The 17,048-nt window shown below is 43.7% G+C and carries 18 protein-coding genes and 1 pseudogene; 13 read left to right on the top strand and 6 right to left on the bottom strand.

Going from position 1 to position 17,048, the window contains the following annotated elements; genetic code table 11:
• From fabG to O9X84_RS11360, 9 genes are all read left to right on the top strand, one after another.
• Complete coding sequence (gene fabG / locus O9X84_RS11400) at positions 1-741, top strand: 3-oxoacyl-ACP reductase FabG (protein ID WP_269519889.1); 741 nt, start codon at positions 1-3, stop codon at positions 739-741.
• 199 nt (positions 742-940) lie between these two features.
• Complete coding sequence (gene acpP / locus O9X84_RS11395; protein WP_032095800.1) at positions 941-1,180, top strand: acyl carrier protein; 240 nt, start codon at positions 941-943, stop codon at positions 1,178-1,180.
• A gap of 81 nt (positions 1,181-1,261) precedes the next feature.
• Positions 1,262-2,500 carry a beta-ketoacyl-ACP synthase II gene (fabF, locus tag O9X84_RS11390; RefSeq protein WP_269519888.1) on the top strand — a complete coding sequence of 413 codons (1,239 nt, stop codon included), beginning with the start codon at positions 1,262-1,264 and terminating at the stop codon, positions 2,498-2,500.
• 141 nt (positions 2,501-2,641) lie between these two features.
• Positions 2,642-3,649 (top strand): aminodeoxychorismate lyase, encoded by a 1,008-nt coding sequence (gene pabC, locus O9X84_RS11385; protein WP_269519887.1) that lies wholly within the window; start codon positions 2,642-2,644, stop codon positions 3,647-3,649.
• A 2-nt stretch (positions 3,650-3,651) separates the two neighbouring features.
• Positions 3,652-4,761, top strand: coding sequence for an endolytic transglycosylase MltG (mltG, locus tag O9X84_RS11380; RefSeq protein WP_269519885.1), 1,110 nt, complete (start codon positions 3,652-3,654; stop codon positions 4,759-4,761).
• A gap of 106 nt (positions 4,762-4,867) precedes the next feature.
• The gene (tmk, locus tag O9X84_RS11375) at positions 4,868-5,491 is read left to right on the top strand and encodes a dTMP kinase (protein WP_269519884.1); all 624 of its coding nucleotides are present in this window, start codon (positions 4,868-4,870) and stop codon (positions 5,489-5,491) included.
• Positions 5,492-5,494: 3 nt separating this feature from the next.
• Complete coding sequence (locus O9X84_RS11370) at positions 5,495-6,376, top strand: DNA polymerase III subunit (RefSeq protein WP_269519883.1); 882 nt, start codon at positions 5,495-5,497, stop codon at positions 6,374-6,376.
• Between the two features lie 43 nt (positions 6,377-6,419).
• A complete protein-coding gene (locus tag O9X84_RS11365; protein ID WP_269519882.1) occupies positions 6,420-7,199 on the top strand; it encodes a TatD family hydrolase in 780 nt (259 codons plus the stop codon).
• Positions 7,200-7,208: 9 nt separating this feature from the next.
• Positions 7,209-7,766 carry a pyridoxamine 5'-phosphate oxidase family protein gene (locus tag O9X84_RS11360; protein ID WP_269519881.1) on the top strand — a complete coding sequence of 186 codons (558 nt, stop codon included), beginning with the start codon at positions 7,209-7,211 and terminating at the stop codon, positions 7,764-7,766.
• Between the two features lie 280 nt (positions 7,767-8,046).
• Here the strand turns inward: O9X84_RS11360 and O9X84_RS11355 are convergent, their stop codons facing one another.
• Positions 8,047-8,682, bottom strand: a complete 636-nt coding sequence (locus O9X84_RS11355; protein WP_269519880.1) for an SDR family oxidoreductase — start codon at positions 8,680-8,682, stop codon at positions 8,047-8,049.
• 247 nt (positions 8,683-8,929) lie between these two features.
• Here O9X84_RS11355 and O9X84_RS11350 point away from each other — a divergent pair, with 247 nt between their 5' ends.
• Positions 8,930-10,483: a substrate-binding periplasmic protein gene (locus O9X84_RS11350; RefSeq protein WP_269519879.1), complete on the top strand. Its 1,554-nt coding sequence runs from the start codon at positions 8,930-8,932 to the stop codon at positions 10,481-10,483.
• Positions 10,484-10,788: 305 nt separating this feature from the next.
• Positions 10,789-11,130, top strand: a complete 342-nt coding sequence (locus O9X84_RS11345; RefSeq protein ID WP_269519878.1) for a DUF4870 domain-containing protein — start codon at positions 10,789-10,791, stop codon at positions 11,128-11,130.
• 107 nt (positions 11,131-11,237) lie between these two features.
• Here the strand turns inward: O9X84_RS11345 and O9X84_RS11340 are convergent, their stop codons facing one another.
• Together O9X84_RS11340 and O9X84_RS11335 are read right to left on the bottom strand one after the other, a co-directional pair.
• The gene (locus O9X84_RS11340) at positions 11,238-11,714 is read right to left on the bottom strand and encodes a YchJ family protein (RefSeq protein ID WP_269520004.1); all 477 of its coding nucleotides are present in this window, start codon (positions 11,712-11,714) and stop codon (positions 11,238-11,240) included.
• Between the two features lie 181 nt (positions 11,715-11,895).
• On the bottom strand, positions 11,896-12,321 hold the full coding sequence (locus O9X84_RS11335) for a deoxyguanosinetriphosphate triphosphohydrolase (protein WP_269519877.1): 426 nt from the start codon (positions 12,319-12,321) through the stop codon (positions 11,896-11,898).
• Positions 12,322-12,822: 501 nt separating this feature from the next.
• On the opposite strand from O9X84_RS11335, the gene O9X84_RS11330 reads away from it, so the two are divergent.
• Positions 12,823-13,254, top strand: a complete 432-nt coding sequence (locus tag O9X84_RS11330; protein WP_269519876.1) for a YqaA family protein — start codon at positions 12,823-12,825, stop codon at positions 13,252-13,254.
• Between the two features lie 45 nt (positions 13,255-13,299).
• Here O9X84_RS11330 and O9X84_RS11325 read toward each other — a convergent pair whose 3' ends face one another.
• A complete protein-coding gene (locus tag O9X84_RS11325; protein ID WP_269519874.1) occupies positions 13,300-13,980 on the bottom strand; it encodes a sulfite oxidase heme-binding subunit YedZ in 681 nt (226 codons plus the stop codon).
• Between the two features lies 1 nt (position 13,981).
• A complete protein-coding gene (gene msrP / locus O9X84_RS11320) occupies positions 13,982-14,989 on the bottom strand; it encodes a protein-methionine-sulfoxide reductase catalytic subunit MsrP (RefSeq protein WP_269519873.1) in 1,008 nt (335 codons plus the stop codon).
• Between the two features lie 534 nt (positions 14,990-15,523).
• Here msrP and O9X84_RS19645 point away from each other — a divergent pair.
• Positions 15,524-15,655: pseudogene (locus O9X84_RS19645) on the top strand (RDD family protein); the annotation flags it as partial.
• A 41-nt stretch (positions 15,656-15,696) separates the two neighbouring features.
• On the opposite strand, the gene O9X84_RS11310 reads toward O9X84_RS19645, so the two are convergent.
• On the bottom strand, positions 15,697-17,040 hold the full coding sequence (locus tag O9X84_RS11310) for an anti-phage deoxyguanosine triphosphatase (protein WP_269519872.1): 1,344 nt from the start codon (positions 17,038-17,040) through the stop codon (positions 15,697-15,699).
• Between the last annotated feature and the right edge of the window lie 8 nt (positions 17,041-17,048).

The following is a 17,048-nucleotide window of genomic DNA, read 5'->3' as shown; positions in this document are numbered from 1 at the left end:
ATGAGTCAGTTAGACGGTAAAGTTGCCCTTGTTACTGGTGCGAGCAGAGGTATTGGAAAAGCCATCGCTACTGCACTTGCTAGTCAAGGCGCAACGGTAATCGGTACAGCAACAAGTGACAGTGGCGCAGCTGCCATATCGGCGTATCTCGAAGCGTTCGGCGGTAGAGGCTTAGCACTCAATGTAACCGATAAAGCCAGCGTAGATGAAGCCATAAAAGCGATTAGTAGTGCCGACGGCGGCATTGATATTCTTATCAATAATGCGGGTATTACCCGCGATAATCTCTTACTGCGAATGAAAGACGACGAGTGGCAGGACATCATTGATACTAACTTGACGTCAATATTTACGCTGTCAAAAGCAGTACTTCGCGGTATGATGAAGAAACGCTTTGGCCGTATTGTCAATATTGGCTCTGTTGTGGGCAGTGCTGGTAACGCAGGCCAAGCTAATTATGCCGCTGCGAAAGCGGGCGTAATCGGTTTTTCTAAGTCTATGGCGAGAGAAGTGGCCTCACGAGGCATAACAATTAACGTTGTTGCGCCCGGTTTCATTGATACAGATATGACAAAGTCATTGTCTGATGACCAAAAAGAAGCCATTTTTAAAGATATTCCAGCAAGCCGATTAGGTTCGCCGGATGAAGTTGCCTCCACGGTTGCGTTTTTAGTAAGCGACGGTGCCGCCTATATTACAGGTGAAACAATCCACGTTAACGGTGGAATGTATATGGGGTAAATTCGCAATATTTGCGAATTTTGTTGAGTTTAGGGTGGTATTTACCCGAACTTGGATGTAAAAATAGTATTTAAATAATTTCGAATGTCGCTGGTTTGACCAGAAAATTAGTTTACACTGGTGCTTGCAAGGAACGACCTAGCAAAATAAACTAGCGACACTTTTGTTATCTAGTGACGTTTAAGGGAAACCTAGAATTATGAGTAACATTGAAGAACGCGTTAAGAAAATCATCATTGAACAGCTTGGCGTTAAAGAAGAAGAAGTAAAAGCAGAAGCTTCATTCGTTGACGATTTGGGCGCTGATTCACTTGACACTGTTGAGTTGGTAATGGCTTTGGAAGAAGAATTCGATACTGAAATTCCTGACGAAGAAGCTGAAAAAATCACTACTGTTCAATCAGCTGTTGATTACATTAATGCAAATAAAGACGCATAAGTCTTTTTTTCAGTTACGAAACGGCTCTTTTTTAGAGCCGTTTTTGTTTCTCCTACCTTAGTTCCAAAGCGAGGACTTTTTGTGACAAAACGTCGCGTAGTGGTTACCGGTATTGGGATGCTTTCACCATTGGGTCTTAACAGTGAAGACACATGGCGCAAACTGCTCGCAGGCGAGAGCGGCATAGGTGAAATCACTCATTTCGATTGTAGTAACTATTCAACCCGTTTCGCAGGCCAAATTAACGATTTTGATCCCCTGGATTATATCGATAAGAAAGAAACGAAAAAAATGGACCGCTTTATCCAGTTAGGTGTTGCAGCGGGTAAACAAGCACTAGCCGATTCAGGGCTACCAATTACTGATGATAATGCTCACCGCGTAGGTGTAGCAATAGGTTCGGGAATTGGTGGTTTAGAGCAAATTGAACAAAATCATTCAAAATTGCTCAACAGTGGGCCAAAACGTGTATCTCCTTTCTTTGTGCCATCCACGATAACGAACATGATTTCTGGCTTTCTTTCCATTATGGAAGGGTTGAAAGGGCCTAATATCAATGTTGTAACAGCCTGTACCACAGGGGTTCACAACATAGGTATCGCCGCAAGAACAATAGCCTATGACGATGCAGATGCCATGTTAGCAGGCGGTGCTGAGGCAACTATTACGCCGCTAGGTATTGCAGGCTTTGCTGCTGCACGGGCATTGTCATCTCGTAATGACGACCCGAAAGCTGCAAGCCGTCCATGGGACAAAGACCGAGATGGCTTTGTGATGGGCGAGGGTGCTGGCGTGGTAATGCTAGAAGAATACGAAGCGGCTAAAGCTCGCGGGGCAACTATCTATGCAGAACTTGTTGGGTTTGGTATGAGTGGCGACGCTTATCACATGACTTCTCCACCAGCAGACGGTGAAGGTGCGGCAACGTCGATGCAAAACGCAATACGAGACGCGAAGATCGACCCCACCGAAATTGGATACGTAAATGCTCACGGTACATCTACACCAGCCGGAGATGCCGCCGAGGTTGCAGCTGTTAAGCGAGTATTTAACGAACACGCCTACGATCTGTTGGTGAGCTCTACTAAATCGATGACAGGACACTTGCTAGGTGCTGCGGGTTCAGTAGAGGCCATCTTCACGATATTAGCGTTGAGAGATAAAATGGCGCCACCTACTATCAATCTTGATGAGCCGGGCGAAGGTTGCGATTTAGACTTTGTAGCGAATAAAGCAAAAATGTTTACTGCCGAGCATGCGTTATGCAACTCATTTGGTTTTGGTGGTACTAACGGCTCATTAATCTTCAAGCGTTTGTAAGCGCACGGGGATAGTTATATTCAGCTGAGCGTTGATAAAACAAAGGGTGATGCATCTTATGCATCACCCTTTGTTGTTTGCAGTCAACAACTTGGTATACTCCTCTCTACTAACATTAGCACTTGAAATACCGAGTAGGCAGTGAAAATAATTTCCAGTGATATGCCCATAGCGTCAAGTGACAGGGCTTTTAATTATGGTGACGGCGTATTTACTACCCTATGTGTGGTAAACGACCATCCTGAATTGCTGTCTCTCCACCTGTCTCGGTTATCCCACGATAGTGCGGCAATTGGTCTGTCTATCGATATTCGCACTCTGGAAAGCGCCATTTGGTCTACAATACGTACGCTCCATACTAGTGTTGGTCTTAGCAATAAAGAGCCCTCTCAGATAAGCGATGAAAAAAACGCGGTATCAGAAAGAGCTTCAAGCTCGTCACAACACGAAAAATCAGAAATTAAGTATGTTTTAAAAGTGCATGTATCTGGGGGAGAGGCCGGGCGAGGGTACAGTCGTGATGAAGCTAATCCACCGTTAGTTCGATTCTCTCAACATCCATACCCTAATCATTACGACTCCCTGTTGGGCAGGGGGGTTACATTAATGTGTGCGCAAACAGCATTGGCTATTCAGCCTGCGTTAGCCGGCATTAAGCACATGAACCGTTTAGAGCAAGTACTTATCAAAAGAGAAATTAACCAAGCCGATGCTGACGATGCGCTTGTGTGCGACACACAAGGTAACGTCATTGAATGCAGTGCAGGTAATATTTTCTTTTTCACGGATAATACGTGGTGCACCCCCTCACTAACAGGTAGCGGTGTAAATGGTGTAGTAAGGCAATGTTTACTCAATGCACTAGGTGATGAAAATGTACCGTACATGGTAGGAGAGTTTACGCTTAGTGATGTTAAGAGGGCGAAGTATGTGGTTATCACTAATGCCCTTATGAAGGTACTTCCGGTAAAAAGCATTTCGTTTACCGATGGTGGCACATCGATATACTCAGTAAACGACAACAATATTCATGCCCTTCAATCACTGCTGCTCAAGTGCATCGAGGAACAACGTTCTTGTGAAAGCCGCACTTTAGAACAGCGTGGTGCTGAAGCCTTAAGTTATCAATCGAAAAGACAGGAGTCTTGATTGTGAAACGTGTTTTATTTGTAGCTACCTTGCTGATTATACTAGGGTTGGTATGCGCTGCCGGCGGAACTTACTATATTTCCAACGAGGTTACTAAGCCTCTTGAGTTAAAGCAGAATACACTGTTCTCTATCGAAAAAGGGGGCAGCGCGCACAGAACTATAAAGCAGCTTCGCAACGGCGAAATGACCGACATTAGCCCTATTGTTGCCAAAGTGTGGCTTAAGTTCTTTGCCGCCAGTACAGATATTAAATCGGGCACTTATATGTTGCTTCCCGGGCAATCGCTGGCCGATATTTTCACTATATTCACACAAGGTGATGAGTACTTCTTTTCTGTCAGTCTGGTTGAAGGGTTAACGTTGGCTCAATGGCACAATACACTAAAGGGCATTGGCGAAATTGAATTTGATTTGGGCCAACAAGCAGCCAATGACAGTGCGTCTTCGCTATCGGGCGTTGCAAGTTCATCATCAGAGGCTGAGGCGTTAGCACCAGACATGACGTCTATTCTGTTGTCGCAAACCAATACGTTAGCTCAATTAGGGGTAAGTAAGAGCGAAAAACTCGACAATACCGAAGGGCTCTATCTTGCTGATACTTACTTTTTCACTAAAGGCACTAAAGCCAGCGAAATATTGACCCGGGCACATATCGCCCTTGTTGATTTTCTTAACTCCGAATGGGAAGCCCGAGAAGTAGATTTGCCGCTAGCAACGCCATACGATGCTCTTATCTTGGCTAGCATTATTGAAAAAGAAACGGCGGTACCAGAAGAGCGAGATTTAATAGCCGGTGTCTTTGTTAATCGACTCAACAGGGGCATGCGCCTACAAACTGATCCAACAGTAATCTACGGTATTGGGCCTTCATTTGATGGTAATATAACGCGTAAGCACTTACGTACGCGAACACCTTATAATACCTATGTCATAAAAGGGCTTCCGCCAACACCCATTGCGATGGCGGGCAAAGCGGCCATCCGCGCGGCGTTAAAGCCGAGAACCACTGAAGCGCTTTATTTCGTCGCTAAGGGTGACGGAAGTCACCAGTTTTCAAACACGCTAAGTGAGCACAATGCAGCCGTACGACAGTACCAACTGCGACGCTAAAATTAATTATTAGCTAGGTAATAGCTAAACTTAGCTTAGTAGAGGCCAGGCATTAGCCGTACTTATTCGTCGAATAGCAATTAATTAAAGAGATGTTTTTGAAACCATGAATGGAAAGTTTATAGTCGTTGAAGGCCTAGAGGGTGCAGGCAAAAGTTCGGTCATTGGACTTATCGTGGACGCCTTAAAGAACGCAGGTAAATCCGTTGAGCAAACACGGGAGCCAGGCGGCACACCCATGGCAGAAGCTATTCGAGATTGTGTAAAACACGACTGGGACGAACAGGTTTCTGAAGAAACAGAGCTATTATTAATGTACGCCGCCAGAGTTCAGCTTTTAACAAATCGCATTTACCCAGCGCTAGAGAGCGGTGCTTGGGTAGTTGGAGATAGGCACGACATGTCATCACAAGCATATCAAGGTGGTGGCAGAGGCGTATCGCCCGAAACGATGAGCGCAATAAGTCATATAGCCCTTAAAGGGTTTAAGCCCGATCTCACCATTTACTTAGACGTTGAGCCTGCTATTGGTCTGGAGCGCGCCCGTGGACGGGGAGAGCTAGATAGAATTGAACAGTCGGGGATCGCATTTTTTGAGCGTACTCGAAAGCGCTACCTAGCGCTTGCCAACAACGATGACAGTATTCAAATTGTTGATGCTATGCAGCCAATGGAAAGCGTTCATACTGACGTTTATAGCATAATCAATAACTATATAGCAGGTGTGTAAGCGATGCTTCCCTGGTTCAATGATGTCTTTCATTTATTTACGAGTCGCTACTTGGCTAACAAGCTACATCATGCATTATTGCTAAGTGGTGCAAGTGGAATTGGTAAATATAGATTGGCACAAGAGTTAGGAAACGCTCTTTTGTGCAAAACGCCATCCGAGCAGGGGGCGTGCGAAATGTGTTCGTCTTGCCTGCTGCGTATAGCCGGTAACCATCCCGATCTGTATATTTTAGAAAGCGAGAAGCAGCTAGGCGTTGATAAAATACGCGAAGGCATTGCTAAACTCAGTGGTACGGCTCAGATGAGTGGTAATAAGGTACTGCTTATACCCAATGCCGATACGATGACGGAAGCCGCGGCCAACGCACTGCTAAAAACGCTTGAAGAGCCTACAGCGAATACCTATCTTGTGCTGATCACCAGTAGCATAACAAAGTTAATGCCTACCATATTGAGCCGATGTGAAAAACACGCGCTGCCACTGCCTAGTTTAGCGTTAAGTTTGAACTACTTGCGGGAAAGTGGCGTAGAAGATGCCAGTGAAGCATTATTAGCAGCGTATGGTAACGCCCCGTTACGCGCTGAAGCGGCTTTAAAAGGTGAGGAAGAATTTAGCTTTCGCACGTTTAATGATGATTTTCAGGCATTGCTCGCGGGCGATGCCAACAGTCAAGCACATCGCTTGGCAAAAAAATGGCAGGACAACGCAGTGTTGGCCTCCCAGTGGTGTATGCAAAAAGCCCATGGCGATTATATAGCTAGCCAACAGCCGTCAGATTATTCCCGCTACGCACAGTGCGTAGATGTAGTGAAAACATTGCAACATCCTGGGGTGAATAGGTCGATGGTACTATTTGGGCTTTTAAAGCTATTCCAGCGATAAGTAGTAGCCAACGAATAACGACTAATATGAGTAAAGGTGTAACTTGTTTGTAGATTCTCATTGTCATTTAGACAGATTAAAGCAGGGCCCTGAGGCCTTGGCTGAAACCCTTAATTTTGCGCGCACTCGTGGCGTTGAGCACTTTTTATGTGTTTGCGTTTCGGTTGCCGATTTTGACAGCATGCGAGAGACCGTTGCCAAATTTGATGATGTCTCCGTGTCCTGTGGTGTGCACCCTCTTCATCAAGATGAAGCATGCACGTACGATGAGTTATTAGAAAAAGCGCAGCAGAGTGAAGTAGTGGCAGTGGGCGAGACGGGCCTTGATTATTTTTATAGCCCTGAAAGTAAAGATGTTCAGTTAACTTCGTTCATCGACCACATAAAAGTGGCGAACGTCACCAATAAACCACTTATTATTCATACTCGAGACGCCCGTGATGATACAATTAATTTACTGAAAGAGCATAAAGACCCGAGTACGAAAGGGGTGTTGCACTGCTTTACTGAATCTTTGGAAATGGCCCAAGCTGCAATAGAGATGGACTTTTATATTTCTATCTCAGGGATCGTTACGTTCAATTCGGCAGATGAATTACGCGAGGTTGTTAAAGCAATTCCTCTAGAGCGTTTGCTAATAGAAACAGATTCCCCTTGGTTAGCGCCGGTGCCACATAGAGGCAAGCAAAACCAGCCCGGGTATGTGGTTGAAGTGGCTGAGTTCATTGCAGACCTTAAGGGTATATCGGTGAAGGAATTAGCACGTGTCACTACTGAAAATTTTTATACTCTTTTCGCATTAGCGAAAAAGAGCGCTGCGTAAGGACTGACTATGCCGTCATGGCGCCAAAGCTTAGTGAAAAGTTTACACAAAACGCGAAGCATACCTGAAAGCCGATATTTTCAAATAGCCACCGCTGACAAAGAAGGTGTCCCTTTTTGCAGAACCGTTGTTCATCGCGGTTTAACCGACGACAACAAACTGTTGGTGATTTCAGATACGCGTACAGACAAGTATCAACAACTGAGTGAAAACAACCGATGTCACGTGTCGTGGTACTTTGCTAAAACTCGCGAGCAGTATCGTTTTAACTGTATAGCTTCAATGGTAACTAAGGTTGAACAGCCTGATTTGGTGGAAGCGCACTGGGAAAAGCTTTCTGATGCGGGTAAAAAACAGTTTCTGTGGGGCCGGCCCGGAACGCCTAGGCAAGATGAGTCTGCATTGAATACCGAAGGGGATTATTCAATCGTTCCCGCACATTTCTGTGTACTATCCCTTAACATTGAAAACGTGGATTACCTTAATTTACGTGGTAATCCACAGCATAGGGAATGGCACGAAAAGGATGAAAATGACAACTGGGTGAGTCAGTCGGTCATTCCGTAATGCCGCTTACGGTTAAGGCTCACGGTTGCGAATTAAGGCTGGGACGTGAGGCAAAGGCGCGAATTTGAGGTTTTAGCTAGCCACGAATGGTTGAAACCGCGATTAAAAACTTCGATTGAAAAATGTGCCCGAAAAACCAGCTTAAAGAAACGTTCTCAAAGAGTACAACTGCCACTTAGTGTGGAAGGGAGTATATGAGAGAGGGTGAAAGAGAGGGTGAATAGGAAGTAGAGCCGCCATATAGAATCACAGGCGGCTCAGCAGATTGCGGGCTAGGTGTTTAATCAAATACCTTAGAAATCGGCTCATCGCCCTTAAACAGGTAAGTGATAATATTTTCTTCAGCTGCACGTCCGACACTTTCCACGATAGCAGTAGCCACGTCTTCTCTTGGAATGACTGCTTCATCTTGATTGTCAGGCATGTCAGTTCTCACTAAGTGCGTGCCAGGCTCATTGAGTAATGTTCCCGGACGTAGAATAATGTGATTCACACCACTATTTATTAAGTATTCATCCGCCACGTGTTTGGCAACTAAATAGGGTCTCATTTCGCCCTGTATTGAGTCAGGATCACCGGCGCCGATAGAACTCACCATGATAAACTTAGGGACTTTTGCCCGCTTAGCGTAGTCGACGGCTTTTTGAGCAGCCCATAGGTCGATCATAATCGTCTTGTCTGCACCAGTATCTCCACCTGAACCTGCGGTAAATACCACAACGTCCACGCCTTCGAAGTGGGAAGAAAAGTCTTTTTCTAAATCTTGCTCAATAACGCTTAGGTTACTGTTATCAATATCAGACAGTTTTTCTGGGCTTCTGACTGGTGCAATAACATGATGACCAAGCTCTAACAGTTTTCCCGTTGCTTGTTTACCAATTTGACCAGATGCGCCAATTACGAGTACTTTCGCCATAAATATACCTCCTTGAATGTGTGAATTAATTAATAGTCAGCACAATCAAAAACGATCAGTTATTTCGACAAATTGCCCGTAACTGCGGTTTATTTACAAAGAATTGGAAGATTTAAAGAGAAAATAATCATTGTTCGTAACTTAGTTAGGCTTTTACGGTTAATCATACCTTCAGTGAATGGCACAATTACCGGTGTATGTTGTACACTTAATCTACTTTAAATTAAGAGAACGTAATGTGTTTTATTTGAAGTGGGTCCTTCTTTTTGTCGGTTTGCTTTTGTGTCTTAGTAGTAAGCAAATAAGTGCTGCTGAAACCATCAAGGTTCTTTCGGCCAACACACCTATATTCAGCGAATTTCAAGATGATGGGAGTGTTAAAGGCTATTCAGTGGACTTTGCCACTGCATTGCTCGAATCAGCTGGGCTCAAGCCAGAAGTCACACCGCTCCCTTTCGCGCGACTAATACAAGAACTCGATACTGGCGAACTCATGTTAGCAACCGGTATTGGCCGAACAGCTGAGCGTGAAGACAAATATTTTTGGATAGCGCCTTTAACCGCAAACGCTGTGGGGCTATATGGCAAAAAAGCCATTGATCTTGATACATTGATGGCGCAAAACGACACCATTTCTGTTGCTGTTTTGCGGGGCGATTATCGCGTTGAACTGGCAAGCGGATATCCTCAGTTCGTATTGCACCAGTTCAATACCTGGAATCAGGCGGTAGATGCAGTGTTAAATGATCTTGTAGACGCTGTATTTTTCTCAGATCTTGGTATGGCTATATTTTGCCAGAAAAATGGGTTGGATTGCTCCACCGTTAGTAGACAATATTCTCACAACGTACTCTACAGCTACATTGCAATGCCTAAGACGGATAAAAACCGACCGTTCGCCACTGCTCTCGTGAAAGAAGCTAATCGGCTTTTGAAGCGACCAAAATATGCTGAGATTAAACAACAATGGATGCCAGTATTAGCAGAGTATTCGCCCAATGTGACTGAAATAGAAGGCGTTATCGTTCTTGGGGACACATTAGTCGACGAAAATAGCAAACTAAAGCCTTGGGTGATCACCAATGAAGAACCGTTATTTAGTGAGCGAAATAACCGCGGTGAACTATCGGGATACGCCATTGATTTAGTTCAAAGCATACTGGTTGAAGCGGGTATAAAAACTGATATTTTAAGTGCTCCTTGGCAGCGCATTTTGATTGAAAGCGCAATGAAGCGTGATGTTTTAGTGTTTTCTATTGCGAGAACCGCAGAAAGAGAAGGCCAATTTCATTGGATTACACCGATAACGCAAAATGCGTATTCCATATTTGCAAAACGTGACGGTATTACTCATGTCTCCTCATTGAATGAATTACCTGCAGGTAGTCGAATTGCAGTGCTAAAAGGGGACTTTAGGCAGGAAATTATTAAAAAAGCTGGGTATTGGGCTGTACCTATGGATAGTTGGAAAAATGCATTATTGGCCTTAGAATACGGCCGTGCAGACTATCTATTTTTCTCCGATGGCGGAATGGACATCATTTGTGATGATTTAGGTGATAAGTGCAATAGCATCACTAAACTTTTTACCTATCAAAAAGCAACAACGTACTTAGCGGTATCAAAAAAGGGGGCCACCCCTGCCCTTGTAGAAAAACTTATTGATGCCTCTACTAGCTTTAAACTATCAAGCCAGTACAAACACCTTACTGAGAAGTGGTTAGCTGATTACGCAACTCGTACGTCGCTTTCGCTGACTGAATACGAGGGAGTAATAGTGTTTGGAAAGACTGAATATTGAGTAGCGACCTAAAAATAGAAAGGCCACTGTGAGTTGACCATTGCGAGTGGGGCTAACTATGAAAAAGTTGTCTAACAACCGGTATGTTGACTACCCAATAAGGTAAATTAGTGGTACTACTATTTCATTGCTGTAAATACTGCCACAGTAGGGATGCGCTCAAGCACTCACGATGTATCAAATTAAACGGCGATGCTCTACACAACATTCAATATCCATGAATTTTTGAAAAACTAAATTCAATGTACACCTCATTCTAAAAACATAATTAAGGGAGTAGTAATGACAACGGAAGAAAAAATGTATTGGGGCTTACAGCAAGAACATACTGCACGCTCATACATGTAAGCCAACTAGCGAGTATTGTTATACCTGGGCTGGGGCTTATTTTGCCTATTGTTATGTGGATAGCACACAAAGACCAAAATGAAGACATAGATAAACACGGTAAGGTAACGGCAAACTGGCTGATAAGCTTGGTTATCTATTCAATAATCTGCGGAATTCTGCTGTTGATATTTATTGGCGCGTTCGGATTAATGATTCTGGGCATTCTAAACTTAATTTTTGCGATTATTGCAGCGTTAAAAGCCAATAGTGGCGAGCTGTGGCATTACCCATTGAGTATCAAGTTCTTTAAAGTATAGAAGCTCAGCATCTGCTCGTTGCTAATACCTATTTGCCTGTGATGCATATCACAGGCCTACACTTTGCCCACATGCACATGCACATGCACATTCCAAGACGACACTCACTACCGCAATTTTGTTGCACAGCACTGTTTAAACTTCTTATTGCTGCCACAAAGACAGGGCAAATTCCGACCGTATTTTATTTTTCCACAGTCATCGTGAAGCGCGCCATCGTGATAACGCCATTGGTTATCCTCAATAAGGAAATTTGATGTTTCATGCAGCTGAAATAGGCTTTTGTTTTCGTAATAGAATGCCTTAAATTCAACGGTATCAGATATTGTTTCTTGAGCGGAGTGGGGCGTTACCTGAAGAGCAAACCACAAGGTGCCATCAGCACTTTGTTTAAGGTTTTCTACGGTTAAGCCTTCTTGCTTTTCACGGGAGTAGGTATTCAGTACGTAATCGTACTGTTTTGTCGCATACGCTGAAAATCGAGAACGCATAAGTTGCTCTGCACTTTTCGGCGATTCGGTACCATTTAAAAAGGGCTCACAACAACGTTCAAAAGAAGCGGAAGAACAACAATAGCAACGCATAACACTCATCTACACTCAGGGTTTCATGACGGGATAGTGTATCGCATTATCAGAGTGAATTGCGAGGAAGCACTGCGAGAGAGCTTATTGAAAATGTAGACAGATGAGACCGCTATATTCCCTATTTCTTCTCTATTTTCTTTGTACTTCTTCTGTGTTTCTTCTCTGTTTCTTCAGTGTTTCACCAGGGGCCAATCGCAACATTTTTGCTCTGCTGAGTATTGTCTACTTTTACGTTAACTAAACTCACTGAGTAAAGTTCACAGAGCTTGCGGATCATGTCGCTGTCTGTGGGTTGTAAATCTAAATCTATATTTTCAACATACAGCGTTTTACATTGGCCGCCAGTAATGAGCTTACTTATCCACTTTGGTACTTTCTCTTTCTCAGGCTTTTGAATGCGAATAGCATTTACAACGTCTTTAGAAAACGCAACTGAGTCAGAGAGAAGATAACTCCACCCCTTGTCGTTTCTTTCTTCAAAGCTTCCTTTTCCTTCACCGGGGTAACCTTCAATGGGTAATGGAAGCTGAACTACATTTTCAACCGCGGTATTTGATACTGCGTTGCGAAGTGCATTGAATCGACAAACTGGTGAATTACTCATAGGACATACCTTATTTTTATAAAACCATTTTAACTGTTTAAGTATACAGTGTGTATGTGTATACAGTAGTTGTGATGAATCTCTTTTGCAAGCAGTAGATTGTGTTTTTTTCGAACAACTGCGAGAAATGTATCTAAGTGCTTTTAAATAAAAGGAATTTTTATTACGCCGTAAAATTTGAATCTGGTACTGTTTGCAGTTGCAGTTGCAGTTGCAGTTGCAGTTGCAGTTGCAGGTATAAGTACAGGTATCAGTACAGGCGTCAGTACAAGTAAAAAAACTAGAGATAGGAAATACCCGTTATTTCTTGTGTGTACTTTTAAAGTAACCACGGGCTTTTTAGAAATTGGGCTGCACGTTTATTGATAACCTCACATACATTTGACAGTGAGTTTAAGGCAGAGTGCTAGGGCTGAGTGCTATGGCTGTGAGTTTGAGGCAGTGAGGTTAAGGCAAAGTGATAGGGCAATGAGGATAAGGCAATTATAAAAAGAGAGCATAATGAACTTCTTTGTTAATCTTGGTTATGCGGGCATGTTTGTCAGTGCATTTTTGGCTGCCACAATATTGCCCTTTAGTTCAGAAATAGTTATCACAGCACTGTATAGCAATGGACTCTCTGGTTGGGGTTTACTGTTAGTGGCGTCCAGTGGAAATATTCTAGGTGCTCTGGTGAACTACGTACTGGGTTTTAAATACGGTAGGGTGGTTGCAACAAAGCTTTTAAGAATAAGCGAAAAAGCGTTTCTTCGCGCCTCTCACTTTTTTACCCGTTGGGGAAAGTGGAGCCTGCTTTTGTGTTGGGTGCCAATTATTGGCGACCCAATCACGCTAGTAGCAGGAGTACTTCGCAGTAATTTTTGGTTTTTCCTTTGTGTTGTTACTATGGCGAAAACAGCTCGCTATTCACTGCTGCTATTCATACTGTCATAAATCGTTCAATGCGCTATTGAAAAGTCGTACGCTGAAAGTAAATATTTAAGGGTATTGAGGGCTATTTGCTTTAGCCGCTGATTTTTTTGCCTGCTTACGACTTCTTTTCTTCTTGTATGTTAGTAGCCACTGTTTTGCTCTCGGTGCTAAGAGGATGATTCCCGCTAACCAATACCAAATGGGTTCTTGCCAAAAGGTTTTTTGTGACCAGCTAAAGTGCAAAAGAGTCAGTGGTAATATGAGGTAAATTGCATTATGGAGCTGCTGCCAACGCTTCCCCATTTTTCTTTGTATTACCTTAAAAGAAGTCGCAGTAAGAGCCAATAGTAGCAATAACGCCACCATGCCAACCACAATGTAAGGGCGACTAACGAGTTCACTTAGCACTAGCGCCATATCAAGTTGAAGCTCAAACAAAACGTAGGTACTTAAATGAGCCAATGCGTAGACGAACACATACACACCAAGCATTCTTCTGAACTGAATGGGAGCTGGGCTGCGCATTTGCTTAGCCAGTGGACTGAGCAATAAGGTAATGAATAAAAGATGAATTGCCCAGATGCCGGTCTCGTTTAAGAGTGTATCCACTGGGTCCGGCCCTAGCGTGTCGGTAATTCCAGCGTAGAACAGCCACACTAAGTAACCGAGAGCGACTACGTGAATGACTGATTTAATTGAACGTCTGATCCATGGAGACAGGCGCAGGGGAGCTTTCCTAGGTGCCATATTAGTAAAACTTTGCCAAGTTCATATCCGAATAAAGAGGAGCCACTTCTGAATACCCATTGAATATCTGTGTTTCTATTCTATTTCGAGATAAAAGACCACCAGAGGTAATTCGACGTTCGCTCGCCTGACTCCAACGAGGGTGAGAGACTTTAGGGTTCACGTTGGCATAAAAACCGTATTCATTAGAGGCAAGTCGATTCCACGTTGTTGGAGGTTGTTTATCGGTCAAACGGATACGCACCACAGACTTAATACTCTTAAACCCATACTTCCAAGGTACCACCAACCGAATGGGGGCTCCGTTTTGTGGGGGCAGGGTTTTCCCGTATAGGCCAACCGACATCAGAGTTAATGGGTGCATAGCCTCATCTAAGCGTAAGCCCTCAACATAGGGGTACTCAATACCGCCACCCAAAAATCGATTACTTTGCCCTGGCATTTGCTCTGGATCATACAGGGTCTCAAACGCCACGTACTTTGCTGACATTAATGGATCGGCTTGTTTGATAAGGGCTGCTAATTCAAACCCTATCCACGGCACCACCATCGACCACGCTTCTACACAGCGCAAACGATAAATGCGCTCTTGCAGGGGAAAGCGCTTTGTCAGTGAGTCATGGTCGAGAATTAATGGCTTTTTAACTAAACCATCTATTTTCAATGTCCATGGATCGGTTTTAAATTCACTGGCGTTTTCTGCTGGGGCATCTTTAGATGTGCCAAACTCATAAAAATTATTGTACGACGTGACTTTCTTTTCAGGGGTTCGAGTCTCATTAATTTGATACTGACTAGGTTTGGTAAAATCCAGCGGCTTACTTTGAAAGGTTGCTTTCTCTTCCTCATCTTCCCAAAACCAGTCAGCCGCACTTGCGGATTGTGCAAGTAGCGTTGACGCGCCGACAAACCCAAGAGACTTAAGCAATGACCTCCGGTTCATATAAACACTTTCATCGGTAACATGATTGTCGGTTAGCCTTACTGAAGGCTTAAAAGGTTTAGACATACTTACACCATAATTATTGAGCGCGCTTAGATATTGAAAACCGAAAAGCAGCTAACGTCGACTGCGCGCGAAGGCACTGAGGTTACACTACTTACGTGAAGACAAGGTTTTAGGATTGCACCATTTAATACACTTCTTGTATTACATGCGTTTTATTACATGGAATTACACACGCGAATTTTATAAAAAGTCACTACAGATTTAACACGTACAAAATAAGACCCAATTAATAAGAATAAAATTTCATAAATTAAAAAGAACACGCCCTAAATAAACCCACAATGCTTTTTTATGCATAGTAATCAATAGCTTTAACTTGTTCTGGAAATGAAAGGCGCGTAGCGTGAATGATTTACGTATTTAAATAAAAAGTATAAAAATGAAAGCCAACGAAATAGAGCAATTAGCGCTGTCTGGCTCAGAAACCAGAAATGTAATAACCCCGTATGCCTTTAAAGTTGATCAAGCGCTATTAGGCATTCCTTTGGCTATACCTATTAAACGCGCAACGTTAATTGCCTTTGTTGCTGCTATGGCTTTTTACAGGTTTACTGGGATCCAAACAGACAGGCCATTCAGCATAAAATATCAGCCACCGTGGTTATTCAGGGAAGTGTGAACCAAGTTGTAAATGCAACAACTGTTGCGGATGCGGTCAAAGGTTAGCTTTGACAACATAACCTAATAACTTTATTCCACATTTAACGCTAGATATGGAAGCTGTCTTGTATACCGCCTTGTTTAGGTGAAAATATACTGCTGTAAAGGCGAGATGCAAATTCGTCGGTCATACCTGATATATAGTCGGCGAGCACACGCATGCCGTTTCCCTCATCCTCTGCTTTACGCCAGCGCTCTTGTGTGTTCTCTGGCAGCAAGCGGGCAGGATCTGAGGCAAAGGCTTCAAAGAGCTCCATCACTACCAATTGCCCTTTATATTCTAACAGCTGAACATCAGGGCGGCGTATTACCTTTCTAAACACAAACCGCTTAAACAGCGCCAATGCTTCACCAAAGCCCTCGGGCATGGTGGCATTAAAGGCTAATAGCGGATGAGAAAATCCGTCTACCTTTTGAATTTCGATTGCAGTAATAAAGCTGTTTACCAGCGCACCAATAGCATTTTTACGCTCGTGGTGGGCGTGACTAAACAATTTTGTGGTCAGCGATTCGATATTATGTGAAAGCCAAGGAATAGACAGAGCTTTTAATGGATTCGTTACATCTTCTATGAAATGCGCTTTTTGCACCATATCCATGACAATGGCATCTTCTAAATCGTGGATTCCGTAGGCAATATCATCGGCCAGCTCCATAATAGAACAATCAAATGACTTGAAGCAGGTTTTACTGTGAGCGCTTGTACTGCCAGTAAATTGCATAAACAACTGTTTATCGTCACTGTTTAGCGGAGCAAGTAGCCAATCGAACAAGGGCTTATCACATTGAAATAACCCTTTAGGCGGGTGCCAATCATCGGCTTTAACTTGGCGCAATGACTGGGGCCGAGCGCCGGCAGCCTCTTTAGTATGCAGTGTATTTATGAAGTTGGGGTATTTGACTAATCCCAAAATACTGCGTCGGCATAAATTCATGCCATGGTCGGCCGTGTAAGGCTCCAACTGAGTAATAATACGAAACGTTTGACCGTTACCTTCAAAACCACCGTGTTCATGCATCATATAGTTGAGCGCAATTTCTCCTCCATGACCAAAAGGAGGGTGGCCAATGTCATGAGCTAAACAGATGGTTTCAATTAACGTTGGGTCGAGCACTAAGTCTTTGGCTATATCGGGAAATTTGTTCCAAAGCTGCGCAGTTATCCCCGTACCTATTTGAGCGGCCTCTAGCGAGTGCGTCAGTCGAGTTCGGTAAAAGTCACTTAAACCAACGCCCAACACTTGTGTTTTTGCTTGAAGCCGTCGAAAAGCGGCGCTGTGGAGTACTCTTGCTTTATCTCGCTGGTAAGGATTTCTGTGATCGCCGTCTCTCGATTCGCTGCGAGGAAGGCGACGCTCGTGTAAATCTAATTCCCATTGAGATATCGTCACAGTAACTC

Source organism: Alteromonas sp. BMJM2 (genome assembly GCF_027257845.1).
In the GTDB taxonomy this organism is placed as follows: Bacteria; Pseudomonadota; Gammaproteobacteria; order Enterobacterales; family Alteromonadaceae; genus Alteromonas.
The sequence above is the reverse complement of the archived record's forward strand: the minus strand, read 5'-3'. Positions and strand labels throughout refer to the sequence as shown.